The sequence below is a fragment of the Collinsella aerofaciens genome (assembly GCF_039062365.1).
In the GTDB taxonomy this organism is placed as follows: Bacteria; Actinomycetota; Coriobacteriia; order Coriobacteriales; family Coriobacteriaceae; genus Collinsella.
Genome location: NZ_JBCJBI010000001.1, coordinates 81568 through 100643, shown reverse-complemented (window position 1 = coordinate 100643; position 19076 = coordinate 81568). Strand labels below are relative to the sequence as shown.

16 protein-coding genes, 2 tRNA genes and 1 pseudogene are annotated in these 19076 nt (G+C 60.3%); 3 read left to right on the top strand and 16 right to left on the bottom strand.

Features of this window, described 5'->3' with window-relative positions:
- Positions 1-85: 85 nt before the first annotated feature.
- Together ABCN01_RS00495 and ABCN01_RS00490 are read right to left on the bottom strand one after the other, a co-directional pair.
- Positions 86-162, bottom strand: a tRNA-Glu gene (locus ABCN01_RS00495).
- 17 nt (positions 163-179) lie between these two features.
- Positions 180-253, bottom strand: a tRNA-Gln gene (locus tag ABCN01_RS00490).
- 276 nt (positions 254-529) lie between these two features.
- Between ABCN01_RS00490 and ABCN01_RS00485 the strand changes: the two genes are divergently transcribed.
- Entirely contained in the window at positions 530-940 is a 411-nt protein-coding gene (locus tag ABCN01_RS00485; RefSeq protein WP_342996423.1) for a hypothetical protein, read from the top strand.
- A gap of 72 nt (positions 941-1012) precedes the next feature.
- Here the strand turns inward: ABCN01_RS00485 and ABCN01_RS00480 are convergent, their stop codons facing one another.
- The 6 genes from ABCN01_RS00480 to ftsE form a co-directional block, all read right to left on the bottom strand.
- On the bottom strand, positions 1013-1372 hold the full coding sequence (locus ABCN01_RS00480) for an arsenate reductase family protein (protein ID WP_342996424.1): 360 nt from the start codon (positions 1370-1372) through the stop codon (positions 1013-1015).
- Between the two features lie 122 nt (positions 1373-1494).
- Positions 1495-2076 carry a VanZ family protein gene (locus tag ABCN01_RS00475; protein WP_342996425.1) on the bottom strand — a complete coding sequence of 194 codons (582 nt, stop codon included), beginning with the start codon at positions 2074-2076 and terminating at the stop codon, positions 1495-1497.
- A 105-nt stretch (positions 2077-2181) separates the two neighbouring features.
- The gene (locus tag ABCN01_RS00470; protein ID WP_271742489.1) at positions 2182-2787 is read right to left on the bottom strand and encodes a recombinase family protein; all 606 of its coding nucleotides are present in this window, start codon (positions 2785-2787) and stop codon (positions 2182-2184) included.
- Positions 2788-2964: 177 nt separating this feature from the next.
- Entirely contained in the window at positions 2965-5100 is a 2136-nt protein-coding gene (locus tag ABCN01_RS00465; protein ID WP_342996428.1) for a ribonuclease R family protein, read from the bottom strand.
- Between the two features lie 135 nt (positions 5101-5235).
- A complete protein-coding gene (ftsX, locus tag ABCN01_RS00460) occupies positions 5236-6156 on the bottom strand; it encodes a permease-like cell division protein FtsX (protein WP_225093803.1) in 921 nt (306 codons plus the stop codon).
- The gene (gene ftsE / locus ABCN01_RS00455) at positions 6143-7363 is read right to left on the bottom strand and encodes a cell division ATP-binding protein FtsE (protein ID WP_342996431.1); all 1221 of its coding nucleotides are present in this window, start codon (positions 7361-7363) and stop codon (positions 6143-6145) included. The genes ftsX and ftsE overlap by 14 nt, the downstream gene beginning before the upstream one ends.
- Positions 7364-7877: 514 nt before the next feature.
- On the opposite strand from ftsE, the pseudogene ABCN01_RS09510 reads away from it, so the two are divergent.
- A pseudogene (locus ABCN01_RS09510) lies at positions 7878-7940 on the top strand (zinc-ribbon domain-containing protein); the annotation flags it as partial.
- Between the two features lie 174 nt (positions 7941-8114).
- Positions 8115-8609, top strand: coding sequence for a hypothetical protein (locus ABCN01_RS00450; RefSeq protein WP_195239410.1), 495 nt, complete (start codon positions 8115-8117; stop codon positions 8607-8609).
- A gap of 143 nt (positions 8610-8752) precedes the next feature.
- Here the strand turns inward: ABCN01_RS00450 and ABCN01_RS00445 are convergent, their stop codons facing one another.
- From ABCN01_RS00445 to ABCN01_RS00410, 8 genes are all read right to left on the bottom strand, one after another.
- Positions 8753-9694 carry a transketolase family protein gene (locus tag ABCN01_RS00445; protein WP_342996432.1) on the bottom strand — a complete coding sequence of 314 codons (942 nt, stop codon included), beginning with the start codon at positions 9692-9694 and terminating at the stop codon, positions 8753-8755.
- 1 nt (position 9695) lies between these two features.
- The gene (locus ABCN01_RS00440) at positions 9696-10526 is read right to left on the bottom strand and encodes a transketolase (protein WP_006235308.1); all 831 of its coding nucleotides are present in this window, start codon (positions 10524-10526) and stop codon (positions 9696-9698) included.
- A 207-nt stretch (positions 10527-10733) separates the two neighbouring features.
- Positions 10734-11624, bottom strand: coding sequence for a YitT family protein (locus ABCN01_RS00435; RefSeq protein ID WP_217108034.1), 891 nt, complete (start codon positions 11622-11624; stop codon positions 10734-10736).
- A 165-nt stretch (positions 11625-11789) separates the two neighbouring features.
- Positions 11790-12938, bottom strand: coding sequence for a peptide chain release factor 2 (gene prfB, locus ABCN01_RS00430; RefSeq protein WP_138113004.1), 1149 nt, complete (start codon positions 12936-12938; stop codon positions 11790-11792).
- The gene (gene secA / locus ABCN01_RS00425) at positions 12938-15745 is read right to left on the bottom strand and encodes a preprotein translocase subunit SecA (RefSeq protein WP_271744662.1); all 2808 of its coding nucleotides are present in this window, start codon (positions 15743-15745) and stop codon (positions 12938-12940) included. The genes prfB and secA overlap by 1 nt, the downstream gene beginning before the upstream one ends.
- A gap of 341 nt (positions 15746-16086) precedes the next feature.
- Entirely contained in the window at positions 16087-16512 is a 426-nt protein-coding gene (rpmE, locus tag ABCN01_RS00420; protein WP_342996436.1) for a 50S ribosomal protein L31, read from the bottom strand.
- Positions 16513-16879: 367 nt separating this feature from the next.
- Entirely contained in the window at positions 16880-17224 is a 345-nt protein-coding gene (locus ABCN01_RS00415; protein ID WP_006235302.1) for a hypothetical protein, read from the bottom strand.
- 1 nt (position 17225) lies between these two features.
- Positions 17226-18914, bottom strand: a complete 1689-nt coding sequence (locus tag ABCN01_RS00410) for an ATP-binding cassette domain-containing protein (protein ID WP_342996438.1) — start codon at positions 18912-18914, stop codon at positions 17226-17228.
- Positions 18915-19076: the final 162 nt, after the last annotated feature.

Sequence of the window (19076 nt, the reverse complement as noted above, 5' to 3'; positions counted from 1 at the left end):
TCGATCTGAGCGAAACACGGCAGGCGCCGTATATACGGTCAATGCACAAAACCCGGGTCTCTTACGAGGCCCGGGCGTTCAATTTTGGTAGCCCGTACCAGATTCGAACTGGTGATCTCCGCCTTGAGAGGGCGGCGTCCTAAACCGCTAGACGAACGGGCCATATGTAGCAAATGCAATGGCTGGGATGGAGGGAGTCGAACCCCCATTGACGGAACCAGAATCCGCTGTCCTGCCATTAGACGACATCCCAATGACTGCATCGCTGCGCTCGGCTGTGCCTTTGCGCAAGAAAGAAATATACGGGAAGTCCCGCCGTGACGCAAGCCCCAATTTTGACTTTTTTAAAATTCAGCCAAATTGGCCTAATTTAGTCCAACCCGTGAAGGACCTGTGAAGCCGACCGCTGTACACGAAGGGCAAAACGCCGCGAGCGGTAGCCGTCAACCGTTGGCAGATTCTACCGCGAAAACGATAGCACCAGGCAACACAATCGAAGTATCAATGATCGCGTAGATATCGAGGCACCATGGACGAAGAGCTTGATTACCTATGGGAGACCCTGGGTCTCGAGATCACTGCTGACCTTTGGCCCGAACGGGACAAAATCCATCCCACTCTGCGCCCCGCCATCACGGTGATGCAGGCAAACTACCGCCGCGCCTCATTTTTGATCATGCGGATGTCATGGCACGCGGGACTCCCCGACCTTAAGCGAATCCAGGCAAGCCTCGTCGAGCTGTCCGGTATGCCGACCGTCATATCCGAGGCGCACCTGGAGCAGCGCCAGCGCGAGCGACTGCAACAGCAGCGGATTCCCTTTATCTGCCCCGGCGTTCAGGCATATCTGCCCTTTATGGACGAGGAGTACTGGAGCGGCAAGCCCAACAAGCACGTAAAGGTCTACGATCCGCACGAATGGGCACGGCTCGAGGATTGAGCCGAGCGAGCCCGCCGATGGAAAACACGTCCCACCCCGAGCGCTCAAAACGGGTCGAACTTTCCGCAGCCGCTACAGCAGCGCCTCGGTCCAAGCCGCTTCCCTAAAGCCGGGGATCGCAAAGTCGTCGCCCACCAGCAGCGGACGCTTGACCAGCATGCCGTCGGTCGCCAGCAGCTCGTAGCACTCCCGATCCGTCATGCCCGCATCCAGACGCGCCTTCAGGCCCAGCTCTCGATATTTCATGCCCGACGAATTAAAGAAACGCCGCACCGGCAGCCCCGAACGAGCAATCCAGGTCGCAAGCTCATCAGCCGTGGGATTGTCCAAAACGATATCGCGGTCGATATACTCAACCCCATGTTCGTCCAGCCATGCCTTGGCCTTCTTACAGGTCGAGCACTTGGGATATTCAACAAACAATACCGCCATGGGATTTCCTTTCTTAGAGAAAACAGGTGTCTGGAAAACTGCACATCGACGACCACTCGCGATTGCAGCCGCTATTGTAGTCAATGTCGAAGCATAGGCAGTCGCGATGTCTCGCCTTAAGGCTAGCGCCTCGCATGGGCGCCGATCGGCCGAATCGCATGGCGTACCAACGCCGCTGCCAGCAATACCAACAGCATGGCGGTGACATAGCCCGCAGCATCGAATCCTAAATCGATAACGTCGAAATGCCTGCCGGGAACAAAGATCTTATGTACCTGATCGCCAACGGAGCAGGCGGCGCAAAAGAGCAATACGGGCACGCAACGGGAGCACACGCTCCACGGACGCTTGGAAAAGCAAACCACGACCACCGAGGCGAACAATCCGACGAAGAAAAACTCTACGGTATGGGCAACGCGACGGACGTTCGCGCCCACCCACATGCGAATGGAAGCAAGTCGGCCAGACCGGACATTCGAGGCAGCCGAATCGGTGCCCCCGGTCATTCCGTTCTCCGTCTGGGCTTCACCCGTGGCATCGGCAGCCTGAACGCCCGTGGCCTGACCCTCCACCACACGTGCGGTGGACTCGCTCAGCAACGACGTCTCCACCGCATTTTGCTCCGTCAGCGCCCAGATGCCCGCCAGCGTTGCAGCGAACAGAACGATCGCGGTCCATCCGATTATTTGTTTTACGCGCGCCAAGGGCCAACCTCCTTTTTTTGAATATCAGCGAGTGTAGCCCCAAATGACATCGTCAACGTATCAAAATTTGAATCGCAACAGGAAGCGACAAAGCGACGCAAACCCCTACCCCGCCTCGCGCATCCAGCGATCGAACGTCCCCACGCACACGCCCAGGCACTTTGCTGCCTGGCTGCGGGTAATATCGCCTGCCTCATAGCTATCGCGCACCAGCTCAAACTGAGGAGGGCACGGCTTGCGAGGTCGACCGAAACGGACCCCTCGCGCCCGCGCCGCCGCAATTCCCTCCGCCTGGCGCCGATGGATATTCTCGCGCTCCACCTGCGCCACGTAGCTCAGCAGTTGCAGCACAATATCGGCAATCAGGGTGTTGGTCACATCCGGCGCGCCGCTGGCCCTGACGCGCGTGTCAAGCAATGGCATGTCCAACACCACAATGGCAACCCCGAGCTCCTTGGTAATGCGTCGCCATTCCTCAAGAATCTCGGAGTAATTACGGCCAAGTCGGTCGATAGAAAGCACCACCAGCACGTCCCCGTCTCCCAAGACGTGCAGCAGCTCGCGATAACGCGGTCGATCGAAGTTCTTGCCGCTCGCATGGTCGGCATAAATATTCGCCGAGCCCACGCCATAGGCGCCCAGCGCATCCAGCTGCCGATTAAGATTCTGATCGCGCGAACTCACCCGCGCATAACCGTACACCGTCGCCATCTCATCCCCGCTTTCTTGTAAACCTGCCAAAAAGGGACAGGTTTATTTTGGTAGGTTCTACCTCTCAAATAGCAGGTAAGCGGGCGGCCGAGCAGACGGCAAGGTAGCCACGATTCAAATGCGGAGGGCGGTCCCGAAAGGCCGCCCTCCGCTCTCCCGCCACGAGTCGGGATTTGGCTAATGGATAAGCTTAAAGTCCAAGTGCCCACGCGTGGTATTGACGCGCGAGACCTCGATAATCACGCGCTGGCCCAGTTCATAGCGAGTCCCCGTGTCGGCGCCCGTCAGCGTAAGCGCGTCCTCGTCGAACTCGAACCACTCGTTGCCCAGGCTCTTGATCGAAACCAAGCCTTCGACCTGCGTTAGATCCAAGCGCACAAAAAGGCCCATGCTGCTAACCCACGAGACGGTTCCGGCATAGCGCTCGCCCAGACGGTCCTCATAGTACTGGGCAATCTTGATCTTTTGCGTCGCATGGCTGGCGGCATCGGCCGCGCGCTCGGCATCGCTGCATGCGCGGCAGATCTGCGGCAGAATGCGCGGCAGCGACTCGCGCCCCTTGCCGATCAGCCGCGGCGTACGGACCAAGGCGTCCTTGCCGCCAAGCCGCTCATAGGCTAACTGCAGTTTGAGCACGCGGTGCACCACCAGATCGGGGTAGCGACGGATGGGACTCGTAAAGTGACAGTAGCACGGCGCGGCGAGCGCAAAGTGGCCCTCGTTGCGCGGCTTGTACAGCGCGCGCTGCATGCTACGCAGAAGCAGCGTGTTGACGAGCGGTGCGTTGGCCGTACCGGCGGCAGCATCGACTGCAGCCTGCAACTCATCGGGACTCCCCAGGGCAATACCGGCAGCACGGCGATCGTCGATGATGCCTAGCTGCGCCAGCGCAACGGCGGCACCGTGCAGGCTATCGGGGCTCGGATCCTCATGCACGCGATAGCAGGCCTCGATATCACGGTCTGCCAGCCACTCTGCAACGCACTCGTTGACGAGCAGCATGGCTTCCTCGATAAGCGACGTGGCACACGAACGCTCACGCGCCACAATCTGCACGGGCACTCCGTCCTCATCCAATAGAGCGCGAATCTCGGCCGTGTCAAAATCGACTGAGCCGCGGGCGCGACGAATACGACGGCGAAGTTCGGCGAGTTCGTTGGCGGCGACAAGGAAATCGCCGAGGTCGACGTTGTAGCCGCGGGCGGCCTCCTCGCACGCAAGACCGCGCTCAAGCGCTTTCTCGCGCGAGGTCTCGGCAGCCGCAACATCCTCGGCCGCACCCTCCAACACCGAATACTCAACCGCGCCGGCACGCACCAGCAGCGCCTCGGCGCCGTCATAGTCCATACGCACACGCGAGCGAATCACGCTGGGGTACGGATCGTAATGCCGCACGCGGCCCTGCGCATCGAGCTCGATATCGACGGTAAACGCAAGGCGGTCCTCGTCGGGACGAAGCGAGCACAGGTCACAGGACAGGCGTTCGGGCAGCATGGGAAGCACGCGATCGGCCAGATACACCGATGTCGTACGATGGCGAGCCTCAAGATCGATATGTCCGTCCCAAGCCACATAGTGTGAAACGTCGGCGATATGCACACCCAGCTTATAGCCGCCCTCGGGCGTGCGCTCCAGCGAAATGGCATCGTCAAAGTCGCGCGCGTCGACCGGGTCGATCGTGATGACAAAGCGGTCGCGCAGATCGCGGCGGAGCGGGTCCTTAAGCGCCGCGGACACATCGAGCGAAAGCCCCTCGGCCTCGTCCAGCGCGGCCTCGGGATAGCTATCGGTATAGCCGTAACGCGCCATCACATATTGAACGCCCAAATCGGGCGCGTCATCTCCGCCGATGCGGCGCTCGATCGTCACGGTGCCCGATTCCAGGCGCGTCGGGTAGGTCAAAATGCGCGCGACAACAGCATCACCCGGGCGGACGCCCAGACGATCCGCCGAGGTATCCTCGGGCAGAATGAAGAAGTCGGCCTTCAGACGCGAATCGAGCGGCTCGATCACACCGAGCGGACCGGCGGTCTGGTACGTGCCCACCACGCTTATGGCTGCACGCTCAACCACGCTTTCGATCACGGCGCGCCGCTCACCGTGCGGGCTGTTCTTAATGCTCACGGCAACGGTATCGCCATCCATGATCTCGCGCTTACCGCGGCCCATGACCTTGTAGTCGCCATTTTCGGTTACAACGTAGGCGCTATGCTCATGGAGCTGCACGCGCCCGGTCAGGCTCGGACGGCGTTCGCTGCGCACCGGCCCGCGCTGATTGCGAGCTCCACGCTTATGCTTGTTATTGCGCCCCATGGCGCCTCCTAACTATCGATTGCGAACTCCAAAGAGTCTACCCAAATGATTCGCTTTCCTGCTGTCCCCTAGGAATCAAAAAACGGGCCGCCTCATAAGAGACGACCCGTTGGAAGGGGTGAATTCCAGGCATGCTTACACGCGCAGGTAGCGGCGCATGGCGATGGCAGAACCAAAGAGACCAATAATCACGCCGACCAGAATCAGCGCAGCATAGGTCACCAGGTAGTACTGCATCGGCAGGGCAAACGACATCCAGCCGATGCTCTCCTGCAGACGCGGAATCATCAAATTGCGCAGCAGCTCCAGAACGCCGATGGAAAGCAGCGAGCCCAAAATGGCCTGCAGCACGCCCTCGGTGATAAACGGGCCGCGAATGAAGCCGTTGCTGGCGCCGACCAGACGCATAATCGCAATCTCACGACGACGCGCCGTAATGGACAGGCGAATCGTGTTGTTGATGAAGATGAATGCGATAAAGGTCAGAAGGCCAACGAGCACCACGGCGGCGATGCGGATGTAGTTGGTCACCTGGAACAGGCGGCTCACTTCCTCCTGGCCGTACAGCACGCTCGCGTTGACGTCGCCGTCATCCGCGATCTTCTGGAAATCGGCATCCTTCTTGAGCTTCTTGGCCGTGCTCTCGACCTGAGACGGATCGTCCATCTCAATCGCAAACGAGGCGGGCAGCGGGTTCTGGCCGTCGAGCGCGCTCATGGTGGCGTCGGCGTTACCCGACATCTTGCTCGTATACTCGGCCAGTGCGTCGTCCTTGTCCTTATAGGTCACGGACTTGACGTTATTCCACGTCTTAAGCTCGGCCTCAAAAGCCTGAACATCGGCCTGATCGGCGTCATCACTAATGAACGCGTTGATGACAACCTGATCCTCGACGGTGCCGATCACGGAGTTCAGCATCGCGGAGCCCATGATGAACAGGCCGATGATAAACAGCGAAAGGAAGATCGTGATGACGGCGCCGAGCGAGGTAGTCCAGTTACGGAAGAAGTGGCTGATTGCCTCTTTGAAGGAGTAGCCCACGTTAGTTGGTGCCATAGTTGCCGTAACCTCCCCTCTCCTGGTCGCGGATAACGTGGCCGCCTTCGAGGGCGATCACGCGACGGTGCATGCTATCGACCATCTCGCGGTCGTGCGTGGCGACGATCACGGTGGTGCCGGTGCGGTTAATACGCTCGAGCAGCTTCATGATGCCCAGCGAGATCGCCGGATCGAGGTTGCCCGTCGGCTCGTCGCAGATCAGCAGCGGCGGACGGTTGACCATAGCGCGGGCGACGGCAACGCGCTGCTGCTCGCCACCGGAAAGCTGGTCGGGCAGCGAGTCCATCTGATCGGCCAGACCGACCAGACGCAGTACCTCGGGCACCTGGCTGCGAATGACGCCCTTGGGCTTGCCGATGCACTGCAGGGCAAACGCCACGTTTTCGTAGGCGGTCTTTTGCGGCAGAAGCTTAAAGTCCTGGAACACGGCGCCAATCTGGCGGCGCAGGAACGGAACCTTGCGGTTCTTGATCTTCATGAGGTCCTGACCGGCAACCAGGATGCGGCCGCTCGTCGGCTTGACGTCGCGGTTGAGCGTCGACAGCAGCGTGGTCTTACCCGAGCCGGAGTGACCGACCAGGAAGACGAACTCACCCGGATAGATCTCGATGTTGATGTCGTCGAGTGCAGGCTTGTTGGGCTGTGCCGGATAGATCTTGGTGACATGCTCCATAAGGATAACGGGCTCGACACCGGCCTGCTTGGCCATCTTCTTGCGGCTGGCCTGCGGATCGATGGGCGCAAACACCGACGTAAAATCGGGGTTGTTGAGCGCGTTATCGAGGCTTGCGACCTCGGCGGCCTGATCGCTCTCGACCACTGGGGCAGCAGGCTGCGCGGGGTCGGGAATAGCGGCAAAGAGACCGGACTGCGCAGGCTGAGGAGCCGGCGTCGCAGGGGCCATGGGGTCGGGAATGCCGGCCATGGTAGGCTGCGGCGTGGCGGCGCCAGCCTGAGGCTGCTCCACGCGAGCGGTCACGGCCTGAACGGGCTCAAAACCCGCCGCGCCGGAAAGCGCAACATCGCTGGTGGGATTGTAGGCAAAGGGATCGGATGCCGGCTGCGCCTGATCTGCCGGCTGAGCGGGGGCCTGAGCAACAGGCTGGCCCTCTGAATCCGGAGTGGCGAAACGACTGCCCTGGACGCCTGCCTGCGTCTTGGGGGCATCATCGCCCGCACCGGAGGTACGGAAGTGGTTACCCACTGGTGCTCCTTATCGTCGTGCGTTTAAACTACATGAGCGCTTTATATTTTAGCAGTATTAGCTTTGCTGCACATAAGAAGCATGGCGTGCTTAGGGATCCCGTCGGCCGGGCACAGGGCTACTCTCCAAATCGTCCTCGGACATGTCGGAGCCCCCGCTGCGCGCTTCGCGCTGCGGGGGCTCCTCCGTCCTGCGGAAAGATTTGGAGAGTAGCCCTGTGCCCGGCCTGCGGTAACTAAGGGGTCGCCGCGTTTTACTTGGTTGCAGCAGCGCCGCGCTCGTGGGTTGTCTGAATTGCGCTTTGCCGATATATGCCCTTTTCCCTGATGGGACCGTGCTTGAGGGGCGTCTTCATAAGTTGCGGTGAAATAGGGACTGTTTTACCAGTTAAAAGGTCTAATCAGTCCCTATTTCACCGCGACTTCAATTGAGGCTAATTGTTGCGCAACTTGGATTTGGATTATCGCTTTACAGTGACCTCGATTAGAACGCCTATGGTTACGCGGGGGCTGGCATGAATTGTCCTTATTGTGGAACTGAGTTGCGCGATGGTGTTAGGTACTGCACGGCGTGCGGGGTCGCCGTCAATGGCGTCTCTGCTGATTCTGAACTTCGGGTAAAGCCTCGGAACCACGTTGCGGCCGTCCTTGCCTGCATGCTGATAATCGGCATCATCGGCGGTAGCTGTTTGGGTCTTTATCTGCGGCAGATTTTTTCCCACTTTATATCGGCTCATTCGGAGCATGCTATTGTGCTCAACATCTCTGCCGCAGGTTGGGATACCGATAGCGGGGCCTCACGTGTCCCGATACACATTACGGGCAAGACTGTCGACGGGATAACGGTCGACAAGGTTGAGTTCGTCGCCTCCGACGGTTCCGGTATCAGCCTCATTCAAGGTGTGTACACGCTCGAGGCGGCAGGTTCCCCCATTGCCACCGATGGCAAGATTTATCAAATTCCCTGTACGAGCGCGACGCTCGTCCTCGACGATGTCTTTGCCGCAGGCGAAACGATCAATCTCGCCGAGCTCGCTGAGCAGGATTCGATACTCACCTTCTGCCCCATCGATGCCGGCGATATGACCAACGACGAAATCTATGATGCCGCCCTACTCGCCATGGCATATAAAGGCGCCGACGCCCCCGATGTTGCCGCACTGTGCCAAGCGGCAATCGACCGACGTGACGGCACCAGCACAAGCGGGAACGCCTTCGAAAGTTGCGGTGAAATACGGATTAATTGAGCCTTTAAGCTGGCAAAACAGTCCTTATTTCACCGCAACTGAAACAGGGGCGCTCTCCAAGAGAGCGCCCCTGCCGGGTTTCCATAGTACTGGCGAAACAGTTTTATAGTTCTGGCGAAGCAGTCCTTGAGATCCGCCTTGCCTTATGCCAAGAACTCCTTGGTGGTCGCCACGATGTTGGCGGCGTCCAGGCCATACTTGTGCAAGAGCTCGGCACCCGGGCCAGACTCACCGAAGGTGTCGTTGACACCGATCTTCTTGAGCGGCGTCGGGCACTGCTCGCACAGGACGTCGGCAACGGCGCCGCCCAGGCCACCGATTACAGAGTGCTCCTCGACGGTCACGACGTGACCGGTCTTGGTGGCGCTCTTGACGATCAGGTCGGCGTCGATGGGCTTGATGGTGTGCATGTTGATGACCTCGGCGTCGATGCCCTCGGCAGCGAGCTGCTCGGCGGCCTCGAGAGCCTCGCCGACCATCAGGCCGCAGGCGATGATGGTCACATCGGCGCCCTCGCGCATGACAATGCCCTTACCCAACTCGAACTTGTAGGTCTCGGGATCGTTGATAACCGGCGAGGCCAGACGGGCAAAGCGCATGTACACCGGACCGTCGCACTCGTAGGCGGCGCGCGTTACGGCGCGGGCCTCGACGTCGTCGGCAGGAACGATCACAGTCATGCCGGGGATGACGCGCATGAGGGCGATATCCTCGCAGCACTGGTGCGTGGCGCCATCCTCGCCCACCGAGATACCGGCATGCGTGGCACCGATCTTAACGTTGAGGTGCGGGTAGCCGATGGAGTTGCGGACCTGCTCAAAGGCGCGACCGGCAGCGAACATGGCAAAGGTGCTCGCGAAGGCAACGCGGCCGGTGGTCGCGATACCGGCGGCGACGCCCATCAGGTTGCTCTCGGCAATGCCCACATCGAAGAAACGATCGGGGCAGGCGGCCTTGAACTTGCCGGTCTGCGTGGCGGCGGCCAGGTCGGCGTCGAGGACCACAAAGTCATCGTGCTCGTTGGCGAGCTCGACGAGGGCCTCGCCGTAGCTTACGCGCGTGGCGATTTTTTTGACGTCTGCCATCCTAGAGCTCCTCTCCGGCGGCCGTGAGCTCTGCCATGGCCTGCTCAAACTGTTCATCGTTGGGGGCCTTACCGTGCCAACCCACCTGGTTCTCCATAAAGGAAACGCCCTTGCCCTTCATGGTCTCGGCGATAATGGCGGTCGGCTGGCCCTTGGTAGCGCGAGCCTCGGCAAAGGCGGCGCGGATCTGGTCGAAGTCGTTGCCGTCGGCGAGCTCCACCACGTGGAACTTAAAGGCACGGAACTTGTCGGCGAGCGGCATGGGGTCGTTGACCTCCTCGACGGGACCGTCGATCTGCAGGCCGTTGTGGTCGACGATCACGCAGAGGTTATCGAGCTGCTGGTTGCCGGCAAACATGGCGGCCTCCCAGACCTGGCCCTCCTCGCTCTCGCCATCGCCCAGCAGGGCGTACGTGCGGTAAGTATCACCCCAGTGCTTGGCGGCAACCGCCATGCCCACGGCGGCGGAGATGCCCTGGCCCAGCGAGCCGGTGGACATATCGACGCCCGGGGTGTCGTTCATGTTGGGATGACCCTGCAGGTGGCTGCCGATATGACGCAGCGTCTCGAGGTCCTCCTTGGGGAAGAACCCGCGCTCGGCGAGCACGGCGTACAGACCCGGAGCACAGTGGCCCTTGGAGAGCACAAAGCGATCGCGGTCGGCCTTGCGGGGATCGGCCGGGTCGACGTTCATTTCCTCAAAGTACAGATAGGTCATGATGTCGGCAGCGCCGAGCGAACCGCCCGGATGGCCGGACTTGGCAGCGTGCACTCCGGTGACGATGCCCTTCCTTACCTCGTTGGCAACCTTTTTGAGCTCTTCGTCGCTCATTGTGCCTTCCTTTCATCCTCTTTAGACAAGATGCGCACGGCACAGAAGGTCGTCCCAACCCAGCCGCGATGCACGTACGTCATTCATTATGCTGGAAACTGGAAGCTTTACCAGAGTATTTATCATTATTTGAACAATTGAGCAGGCAGAACCGCTGATGAAACGGTTTATCAATGTGAACGTCTTTTGGATGGAACGCAGTCGGCCCTACGCGTTAATGTCCTTGAAGCCCTCACCGAAAGTTTCCGTAACGTCGGCCACGGTCACGATGGCGCGCGGGTCGCGCTCGCGCACGATCGTCTTGAGGGTATTGAGCTCTCGACGGCTCACGATGACCATAACCACTGGCTTCTCGGCACCCGAATACATGCCAGTCGCCTTAAACTTGGTACAACCACGACCCAGGCCATACATGATATCGGCAGCGATATCAGGGAACTTGTCCGAGATGATGAGTACCATACGGCGTTTGTTGCCACCATCGACCACGGCATCGATCACGTAGCCGCTAATGACCATCGAAAGGCCTGCATACAGTGCGTTTTCGATTGAAAAGACCGGAGCCGATAGCGCGCATACGGCAACATCGATCGCCATGACGGTCGAGCCCACCGGCAGCGAGGTGTTACGCGAGATGATTTGGCCAATCGTGTCCGAGCCGCCGGTGTTGGCGCCGGCGCGCAACACCATGCCGTAACCGATGCCCGTAATAATGCCGCCCCACATGGCAGGGAGCATCAGGTCCGCATCCGCCAGAGGTGCTACAAACGGGGCGAACAGATCGGTAAAGAAGCCCAGCAGCACAAAGCCCGTCGCGGTCTGCACCACGTAGAACATGCCGCCCTCGCGCATAACGACCAACAACAGCAAGGCGTTCATCACGATCGTCTGAATACCAACGGGAAGCGATAGGCCGCGCGCCGCGCCGACCGCCTGGATAATGGTGGCAAGGCCCGTAACGCCACCGGCAGCAAGGCCGTTGGGAATCAAAAACAGGTCGGTCGCAATAGCGGCCAGAGCGCACCCCAACATAATCTGGGGCAGGTCGTGAAAGAAGTTCATCGAAAGAATGCGCTTGATGTCCAGACGATATGCCATGCTGCCTCCCTCAAAAAAGCGCACCCAAACGGATGCGCTTTGAACTTCTTCTTGTATTCAATTCTACCGATTCGCCGGACAAAAACCACCCCTGCGCAGGGTTTATTCTGGATACAAACCCGTCCAACCGTTGGGCTTAGCATCGGCTTGAAACTGCCCGATGTTTTAGACCTCCGAGCCTTCTGCATCGGCGTTGCCGGTGGCCCAGCGATGGTAGCCAATAACAAACGGGTCCAGGTCGCCATCGTCAAGAACGGCCTCGACATTGCTGGTCTCCACGCCCGTGCGTAGGTCCTTGACCATCTGGTACGGGTAGAGCACGTAGCTGCGAATCTGGTTGCCAAAACCAATCGTGGTCTTGGGTCCGCGGATCTCATCCAGGGCCTCGGCGCGCTTCTCGAGCTCAATCTCGTACAGGCGAGCCTTGAGGATCTGCATGCACGCGGCCTTGTTCTGAATCTGGCTGCGCTCGTTTTGGCAGGTAACCACAATGCCGCTGGGGAAATGCGTCACGCGCACGGCGGAGTCGGTGGTGTTGACGCCCTGTCCGCCCGGGCCGCTCGCGTGATACACGTCCACGCGGATATCGTCGGGACTGATCTCGATGTCGATATCGTCAGGCAGCACGGGGATGACCTCGACGCCGGCAAACGTGGTCTGGCGGCGCTTCTTGTCGTCGGTGGGGCTAATGCGCACCAGACGGTGCACACCGGCCTCGGCGCGCAGCATGCCAAACGCGTCCTTGCCCTCGACGGTAAAGGTCGCACGGTCGATACCGATGACCTCGGCCGCGGGGCAGTCGTTAATGGTGACCTTCCAGCCGCGACGCTGGCAGTACTTCATGTACATCTTAAAGAGCATGAAGGTCCAGTCCTGTGCCTCCAGGCCACCCTGTCCGGGCTTGATGGTCACAATCGCGTCGCCGTGATCGAACTCACCGGTAAACCAGCTCGAAAGCTCGAGCTCGTCGATAGCGCGGGCCAGGCGTTCTGCCGTAGCGGCAGCCTCCTCGCGCAATGCGGCGGCATCGGGGTCATCCCCCATCTCCTCGGCAAGCTCCAGCGCGGCGCGGGCATCGGAAAGCTCGCCGCGCGCGGTGTCCACGGCAGCGATATCTTCCTTGGTGCGCGCGATCTCCTCCATGGTGGCACGGGCAGCGTCGGCGTCATCCCAAAAGCCGGGGGCCACGCTTTTAGCCTCGAGCTCGGTCACGCGCGTGCGCTTTTCGTCCAAATGGAGATACGACTCGACCTCGCCGAGCCGGTCCGCGAACGCGTCCAGCTCGGCGGGCGTCACCTCTAAAGCCTCAGCCATTAACGATTCCTGCCGTGGCAGTACTTAAACTTCTTGCCGCTACCGCAGGGGCACGGGTCGTTGCGGCCCACGTTGACGTACGGATCGTCGCTCTCGGACTTGCGATAGGTGGTCACCTTGCCACCGTTGTTGACGGCAGCCGGACCACCCTGGACAGCCGTGCGGGCCTGCACCTGCGCCTGCTTGCGCAGCACCGAGTCGCCGTTGTCACCATCGACCTCGGCAGGACCGGAGAAGCGCGCACCCTCGAGCGCGGGCTCCTCCTTGTGCTCCACGGCACGCGGGGCAGCCTTGATCTCGATGCGCAGAACCGTACGCAGGTAATCCTCGTACATGGTGTCGACGAGCATCTGGAACGCGCCGTAGGCCTCGGTCTTGTACTCGACCAGCGGGTCGCGCTGGCCAAAGCCGCGCAGGCCGATTCCGGTCTTGAGGTAGTCCATCTCCTGCAGGTAGTTCATCCAGCGGGTATCGATGACGCGCAGCATGACCTGGGTGTTGAGTTCGCGCATCAGGTCCTCGCCCAAGCGCTCGGCCTTCATGTTGTAGCACTTCTCTACGTAAGCCAGGACATCGGCAGCCAGGGCCTCATAATCCTCGTCGGGGAACTTCGGCGTATCGATGTGGCCGGTGAGCTCCACAACCCACTTGCGCAGGCCCTCCAGGTCACGCTCGCCATCGTGACTGTCCTTGGTGCAGAACTCCTGCACGCAGCGGTACACGGTGTCGTGCATGACCTCGGTGATGTGGTCGGTCAGGTCCTTGCCGTCCAGAATCTTATTGCGCTCGGCGTAGATGACCTGGCGCTGCTTGTTCATGACGTCGTCGTACTCAAGGACGCTCTTACGCATGGAGAAGTTGATGCTCTCGACCTTGTGCTGGGCGCTCTCGACGGCCTTGGAGATGATCTTGTGCTGGATGGGCATGTCGTCGCCCATGTCGGCCGTGACCATCATCTTGGAGACGCGGTCCATCTTGTCGCCGCCGAACAGGCGCATGAGGTCGTCCTCGAGCGACAGGTAGAACTGGGTCTCGCCCGGATCGCCCTGACGGCCGGAGCGGCCGCGCAGCTGGTTGTCGATACGGCGGGACTCGTGGCGCTCGGTGCCGATGACGGTCAGGCCGCCGGCGGCAAGCACGCGCTCGCGCTCGGCCTTGCAAGTCTCCTTGGCCTCGGCGTTAAACTGCTCGAGCTGCTCGGGCGTCACATCCTCCATGGTCAGACCCTCGTACTCCAGGCGCTCGCGCACCAGCTCGTCGGGGTTGCCGCCCAGCAGGATGTCGGTACCACGACCGGCCATGTTAGTAGCGATGGTCACGGCGCCGTAGCGTCCGGCCTGGGCAACGATGTGGGCCTCGCGTTCATGGTGCTTGGCGTTGAGGACCTCGTGTGCGATGCCGCGCTTGGTAAGGGCGGCGGACAGCTTCTCGGAACTCTCGATGGAGACGGTGCCCACCAGGACCGGCTGGCCCTTGGCGTGACGTCGCTCGACATCGTCGGCGACGGCGTTGTACTTGGCCTGAATGGTGCGGTACACCAGGTCCTCGTGATCCACGCGCTGCACGGGCTTGTTGGAAGGGATGACTTCGACGGGCAGCTTGTAGATCTCGCGGAACTCGGCATCCTCGGTAAGTGCCGTGCCGGTCATGCCGGAGAGCTTGTCATACAGACGGAAGTAGTTCTGCAGGGTGATGGTGGCGAGTGTCTGGTTCTCCTCGCGTACGAGCACGCCCTCTTTGGCCTCGATGGCCTGGTGCAGGCCCTCAGAATAGCGGCGGCCTTCCATAATGCGGCCGGTGAACTCGTCGACGATCTTGACCTCGCCGTTGGTGACCACGTACTGCTTATCGCGGTGGAACATGTACTGGGCCTTCAGCGCCTGCTGCAGGTGGTTGACCAGCTGGCCGGAGAGATCGGCATAGATGTCATCGATACCCAGGCGGCGCTCGATTTTCTTAAGGCCGCGCTCGGTGGCGGCGATGGTGTGCTTGGCCTCGTCCATGACGTAGTCGCCCGTGGGCTCGACGTCCTCGGTGGCGGTGAGCATGTCGTGCGAGACGTCCTCGCCGCGCTCCAGGCCGCGCACGGCACGCGCGAAGTCCTTGTAGGTGCTGGCGGACTTGGTGCCAGCGCCCGAGATGATCAGCGGGGTGCGGGCCTCATCGATCAGGATGGAGTCAACCTCGTCGACGATGGCGTAGTTGTGACCGCGCTGCACGCGCTGCTCGGGACGGGTAACCATGTTGTCGCGCAGGTAATCAAAGCCGAACTCGGAGTTGGTGCCGTAGGTGACGTCGGCCTGGTAGGCCGGGCGCTTGAGCTCGAGCGGCATGTTGTTCTGGAGCAGACCGACGGTCATGCCCAGGTACTTATAGATGCGGCCCATCCACTCGGAGTCGCGCTTGGCAAGGTAATCGTTGACAGTAACGACGTGCACGCCCTTGCCGGCAATAGCGTTGAGATAGCCGGCCAACGTGGAGACGAGGGTCTTACCTTCGCCGGTCTTCATCTCGGCGATGTGGCCCTCGTGCAGCGCCATAGCGCCAATGAGCTGCACGTCAAAGTGGCGCATACCCATGGTGCGCTTGGAAGCCTCACGCACGGTGGCAAAGGCCTCGGGGAGCATGTCGTCGAGCGACTCGCCGTTGGCGTAACGCTCGCGGAACTTATCGGTCTGGCCGCGGAGTTCCTCCTCGGTCATCTTCTCAAACTGGGGCTCAAGACCGTTGATCTGGTCGACGATCTTGTAGTAGCGCTTAAGGTCCTTATCGGATCCAAAGGACAGCAGCTTTGACATGAATCCCATGTGGTTTTCCTTTTTGGCCATCGCCCACGCCGTGCAGCTGCGGGCGAGTTAAACACAGATAATTGTACTTTAGCCAAACAAGGCGCGCCCCATACGGTCGACCTCAACCGCCACGTAATAACTACGACCAACCTGCCAAAAAGGGACAGGTTTATTTTGGCAGGTTTTATCTGGGCAAACGCCGCCTCTCTGTCATTTGGTGCAAACCAACCTGTCCCCTTCGCACCAATCTGGTGCAATGGGGACAGGTTGGTTTGCACCAATAAAAAGAAAAGGGCCGCGCACCCAAATGGATGCACGGCCCTCATGCCATGAATGCGAGTGATTCCGCGGCGAGCTATTTACTCAGCAGCCTCGGTAGTATCGGCCTCGGCAGCGGCCTCCTCGACGGGAGCCTCTGCGGGAGCCTCGGCGGCCTGCTTGGCAGCCTCCTCGGCAAACTTAGCGGCACGCTTAGCCTTCTCGGCGGCCTTAGCCTCAGCGGCGGCCTTGCGAGCGGCCTCGGCCTCAGCAGCCTTGGCGGCCTTGGCAGCCTTGGCCTCCTCAGCCTTCTTGAGCTGGGCGGCAGCGGCGCCACCGAACTTGTCGGCGAAGCGCTGGACGCGTCCACCGGTGTCGACGAACTTCTGCTGGCCAGTGTAGAACGGGTGGCACTCGTTGCAAAGCTCGACCTTCATCTCGGACACGGTAGCGTGCGTCTTGAAGGTGTTGCCGCAGGAGCACGTCACCGTGCACTCGACATACTGGGGATGGATACCCTGCTTCATGGTAGGACTCCTTATTAGTCAGGCGCTGGTTACCGATCAGCGCATAAGGCGTCTTGGTTTCCGACCAAGACAACAAACTCGGCTATGGTACCACGGCGCCGCGTGTCCCACAAAAGGTTCACGGTCTTTTCGGAACGACACGAATCTGACCCATCGAAACACATCTCCACCGTTCCTTCAACTGGGAAAATGCCGTCCCCGGGGCCTGAGAAGGGCCCCGGGGACGTTCGACTGACTGCGGGAACGGCCTTTCCGCTCAATGTGTTCGGCTGAGATCGGAAATCAACCAAACTGAACTAGGTTCAGTTGACATGGTTAAAAACGAGGGGCGACGCTTTTGCGTCACCCCTCGTCCCGGCCGGTTGCTTTAGTTGTACACACGGTAGTTACACTTGAACTGGGTTATGTGTCCATAGTTGGAGCGGTACCAACCCGACGTATAGCTGATTGCCTCTGCGCCTAGATAGTCGTAGCCCTTGTTGTAGCGAAGCTGACGGTAGGTCGTGTCGTACTCTGCTACGTAAAACGTGTCTCCAGAGAAGGCTTTGTACCGGTCCTTAACCGTCGAAGCCATGTACGCGGGTTCGACATCGCCTTTCTCCCCGTTGAGCGCATAGACGGGTGCCGCGATTCCGCATAAAGCCGTTGCCACGAGGATGGCGTAGACAGCCATGCGCGACGCATTGGACTTCAGCTGTTCAAATAGTTTCATGTCATTCACCTCGCTCGTATGTATCGAGGTATTCCTGCTTGAGCGTCTGCGAGGACGACTTGATCTTTTCCACGAGCGTGCCGGCTTCGATGAAGTAGAACGAGTTGGTGAGGTCTGCCAGGTCGTCGAGTAGATGGCTTGAAATGAGCACGCTGCGTCCCCGCGCCACCTCGCTGCGCATCGCGTCGCAGGAGGTTTTCCGTTTTCCCGGATCGAGGCCGTTCAGCGGTTCATCGAGGATGAGGTACGGGCAATCGGTCGCTATCGCCATGGCAAGCTTTACCTGCTGCTTCATTCCTGTCGAGAGTTTACGGGTCGGCTTGTCGAGATATGGGGAGATTCCGAGGGAGCTGCAGAGCGAGTCGATGTCGGCGGCCGATTTCCACGCCTCCCTAACGAAAGCAAGGTGCTCGATGGCCGATAGCGTGGGATAGAGATCCGCGCCGCCCGAAGAGCTCAGGTAGACGAGTTCTGCAAATTCGGCTGATCGACGTTGGCAGATTCCGTCTGCCGCCAGGCTTCCCGAGCGGATGCGGGTGGGAAATTGGCCCGACAGCGCTTCAAGAAGGGTGGTTTTCCCCGAGCCGTTGGGAGCAACGAGGCCCGCCGCCATTCCCGGGCTCAGGAAAAGCGACCCGATTGAAAGTATCGTCGTGCCTCCGTATCCCACGCTCGCGTCCAGAAGCTCGAGCCCATGGTGCTTTTTCGCGGGTCCAGGCTGTTTGGGGGAACGTGTCGCAACGGCGCCGACCGCAAAAAAGACCGCGACGTATGCCAGGGCCACGGCAAGCATCGATGCGCTGCCTGAACCGGAGCCAATGAATTCTGTCGGGAAGCATCCTACGTAACCCGTTGCCTCGATAGGCGAGAATACGGCCAGCGGCAGGAGATTGAGCGCGGCGTTATGCCCCAGTGCCGAATCGGACAGTAACGGGAATGCCGGGGCCGCGACAAGCAGCGCGGAGGTAAGGGGGCCCGCGAGGACGCGCCTCGTTGCGGTCGATAGGACGGCGGAGCAAACGGATATCAAGGTTCCACCCGCAAGCAGCGCGATAAGCAGGGCTGTGAAGACGTTTCCCGCGGTCGTGGTGGTAAGCGCGCCGTCATGGAAGAAGGCGATCGGGTACCCAATTTGCCCGAAGCCGTTTAGGGCCAAGGCGTAAATGCCCCCGGGTGCGAGGCCGGCGAGGAGCATCGCGGTCCCCGCGGCGATTATCGAAAACACGATCTGGATAAGGCGCCGGAATTTGGGCACGGGCGCCTTCGCCGCCAGGGTCGCAGGCCTTGTGGCGCCGAGCACGAGTATCGACGAGAGAAGGAAGGGGATGAAGGGAAGGAAAGACGGCGCCGTGGCAATGGCGTAAGGCAGGAAGGAAAGGAATGGCAGGTCGTTTGCGGAGGCCGGGATATCCGTGATGCCGGAGCTGCTCAGGGCGCGGCAATACGCGAGCGCCGCGTCATTGGTCTCTCGGTCTCCCACGATGGACCCGGATTGGAAGCCTTCGCCCATGAGCGCGTAGTAGCTCTCGGCAGAATCGAGAAAGGCGGCGTCGGTTTGAGCGGCGAGGGCGGCGTTCGCGTATCTTGCAAGCTCCGCGTCATTTTGCTGCTCTGGAGATAGGTCTGTGCCGCTGGCCTGGGGCGCGCGCGTATTGAATGCGTCGACAAAGCTCTGCATGCCCTGTTTCATAAAGAAGGGCCCGTAGATGGGTGAATTGAACGCAATGGGGATGGAGAAGGCTGCAGCGAGAACGAGCGTAGAGATCCATACGGCCTTGTCTCTTAGGATTAGTTTGAGAAGAAGTCGACAGTACATTTAGAAGCACCTACGTTCCTCAAAGAATTGTTAGAT

What these genes read in the sequence shown, in the direction of transcription:
- ABCN01_RS00485 (WP_342996423.1), top strand. Translation starts at nt 530, where the DNA reads ATGGACGAAGAGCTTGATTACCTATGGGAGACCCTGGGTCTCGAGATC.
- ABCN01_RS00480 (WP_342996424.1), bottom strand. Translation starts at nt 1,372, where the DNA reads ATGGCGGTATTGTTTGTTGAATATCCCAAGTGCTCGACCTGTAAGAAG.
- ABCN01_RS00470 (WP_271742489.1), bottom strand. Translation starts at nt 2,787, where the DNA reads ATGGCGACGGTGTACGGTTATGCGCGGGTGAGTTCGCGCGATCAGAAT.
- ABCN01_RS00465 (WP_342996428.1), bottom strand. Translation starts at nt 5,100, where the DNA reads ATGGGGCGCAATAACAAGCATAAGCGTGGAGCTCGCAATCAGCGCGGG.
- ftsX (WP_225093803.1), bottom strand. Translation starts at nt 6,156, where the DNA reads ATGGCACCAACTAACGTGGGCTACTCCTTCAAAGAGGCAATCAGCCAC.
- ABCN01_RS00445 (WP_342996432.1), bottom strand. Translation starts at nt 9,694, where the DNA reads ATGGCAGACGTCAAAAAAATCGCCACGCGCGTAAGCTACGGCGAGGCC.
- ABCN01_RS00440 (WP_006235308.1), bottom strand. Translation starts at nt 10,526, where the DNA reads ATGAGCGACGAAGAGCTCAAAAAGGTTGCCAACGAGGTAAGGAAGGGC.
- ABCN01_RS00435 (WP_217108034.1), bottom strand. Translation starts at nt 11,624, where the DNA reads ATGGCATATCGTCTGGACATCAAGCGCATTCTTTCGATGAACTTCTTT.
- prfB (WP_138113004.1), bottom strand. Translation starts at nt 12,938, where the DNA reads ATGGCTGAGGCTTTAGAGGTGACGCCCGCCGAGCTGGACGCGTTCGCG.
- secA (WP_271744662.1), bottom strand. Translation starts at nt 15,745, where the DNA reads ATGGGATTCATGTCAAAGCTGCTGTCCTTTGGATCCGATAAGGACCTT.
- rpmE (WP_342996436.1), bottom strand. Translation starts at nt 16,512, where the DNA reads ATGAAGCAGGGTATCCATCCCCAGTATGTCGAGTGCACGGTGACGTGC.
- ABCN01_RS00415 (WP_006235302.1), bottom strand. Translation starts at nt 17,224, where the DNA reads ATGAAACTATTTGAACAGCTGAAGTCCAATGCGTCGCGCATGGCTGTC.
- ABCN01_RS00410 (WP_342996438.1), bottom strand. Translation starts at nt 18,914, where the DNA reads ATGAAACAGGGCATGCAGAGCTTTGTCGACGCATTCAATACGCGCGCG.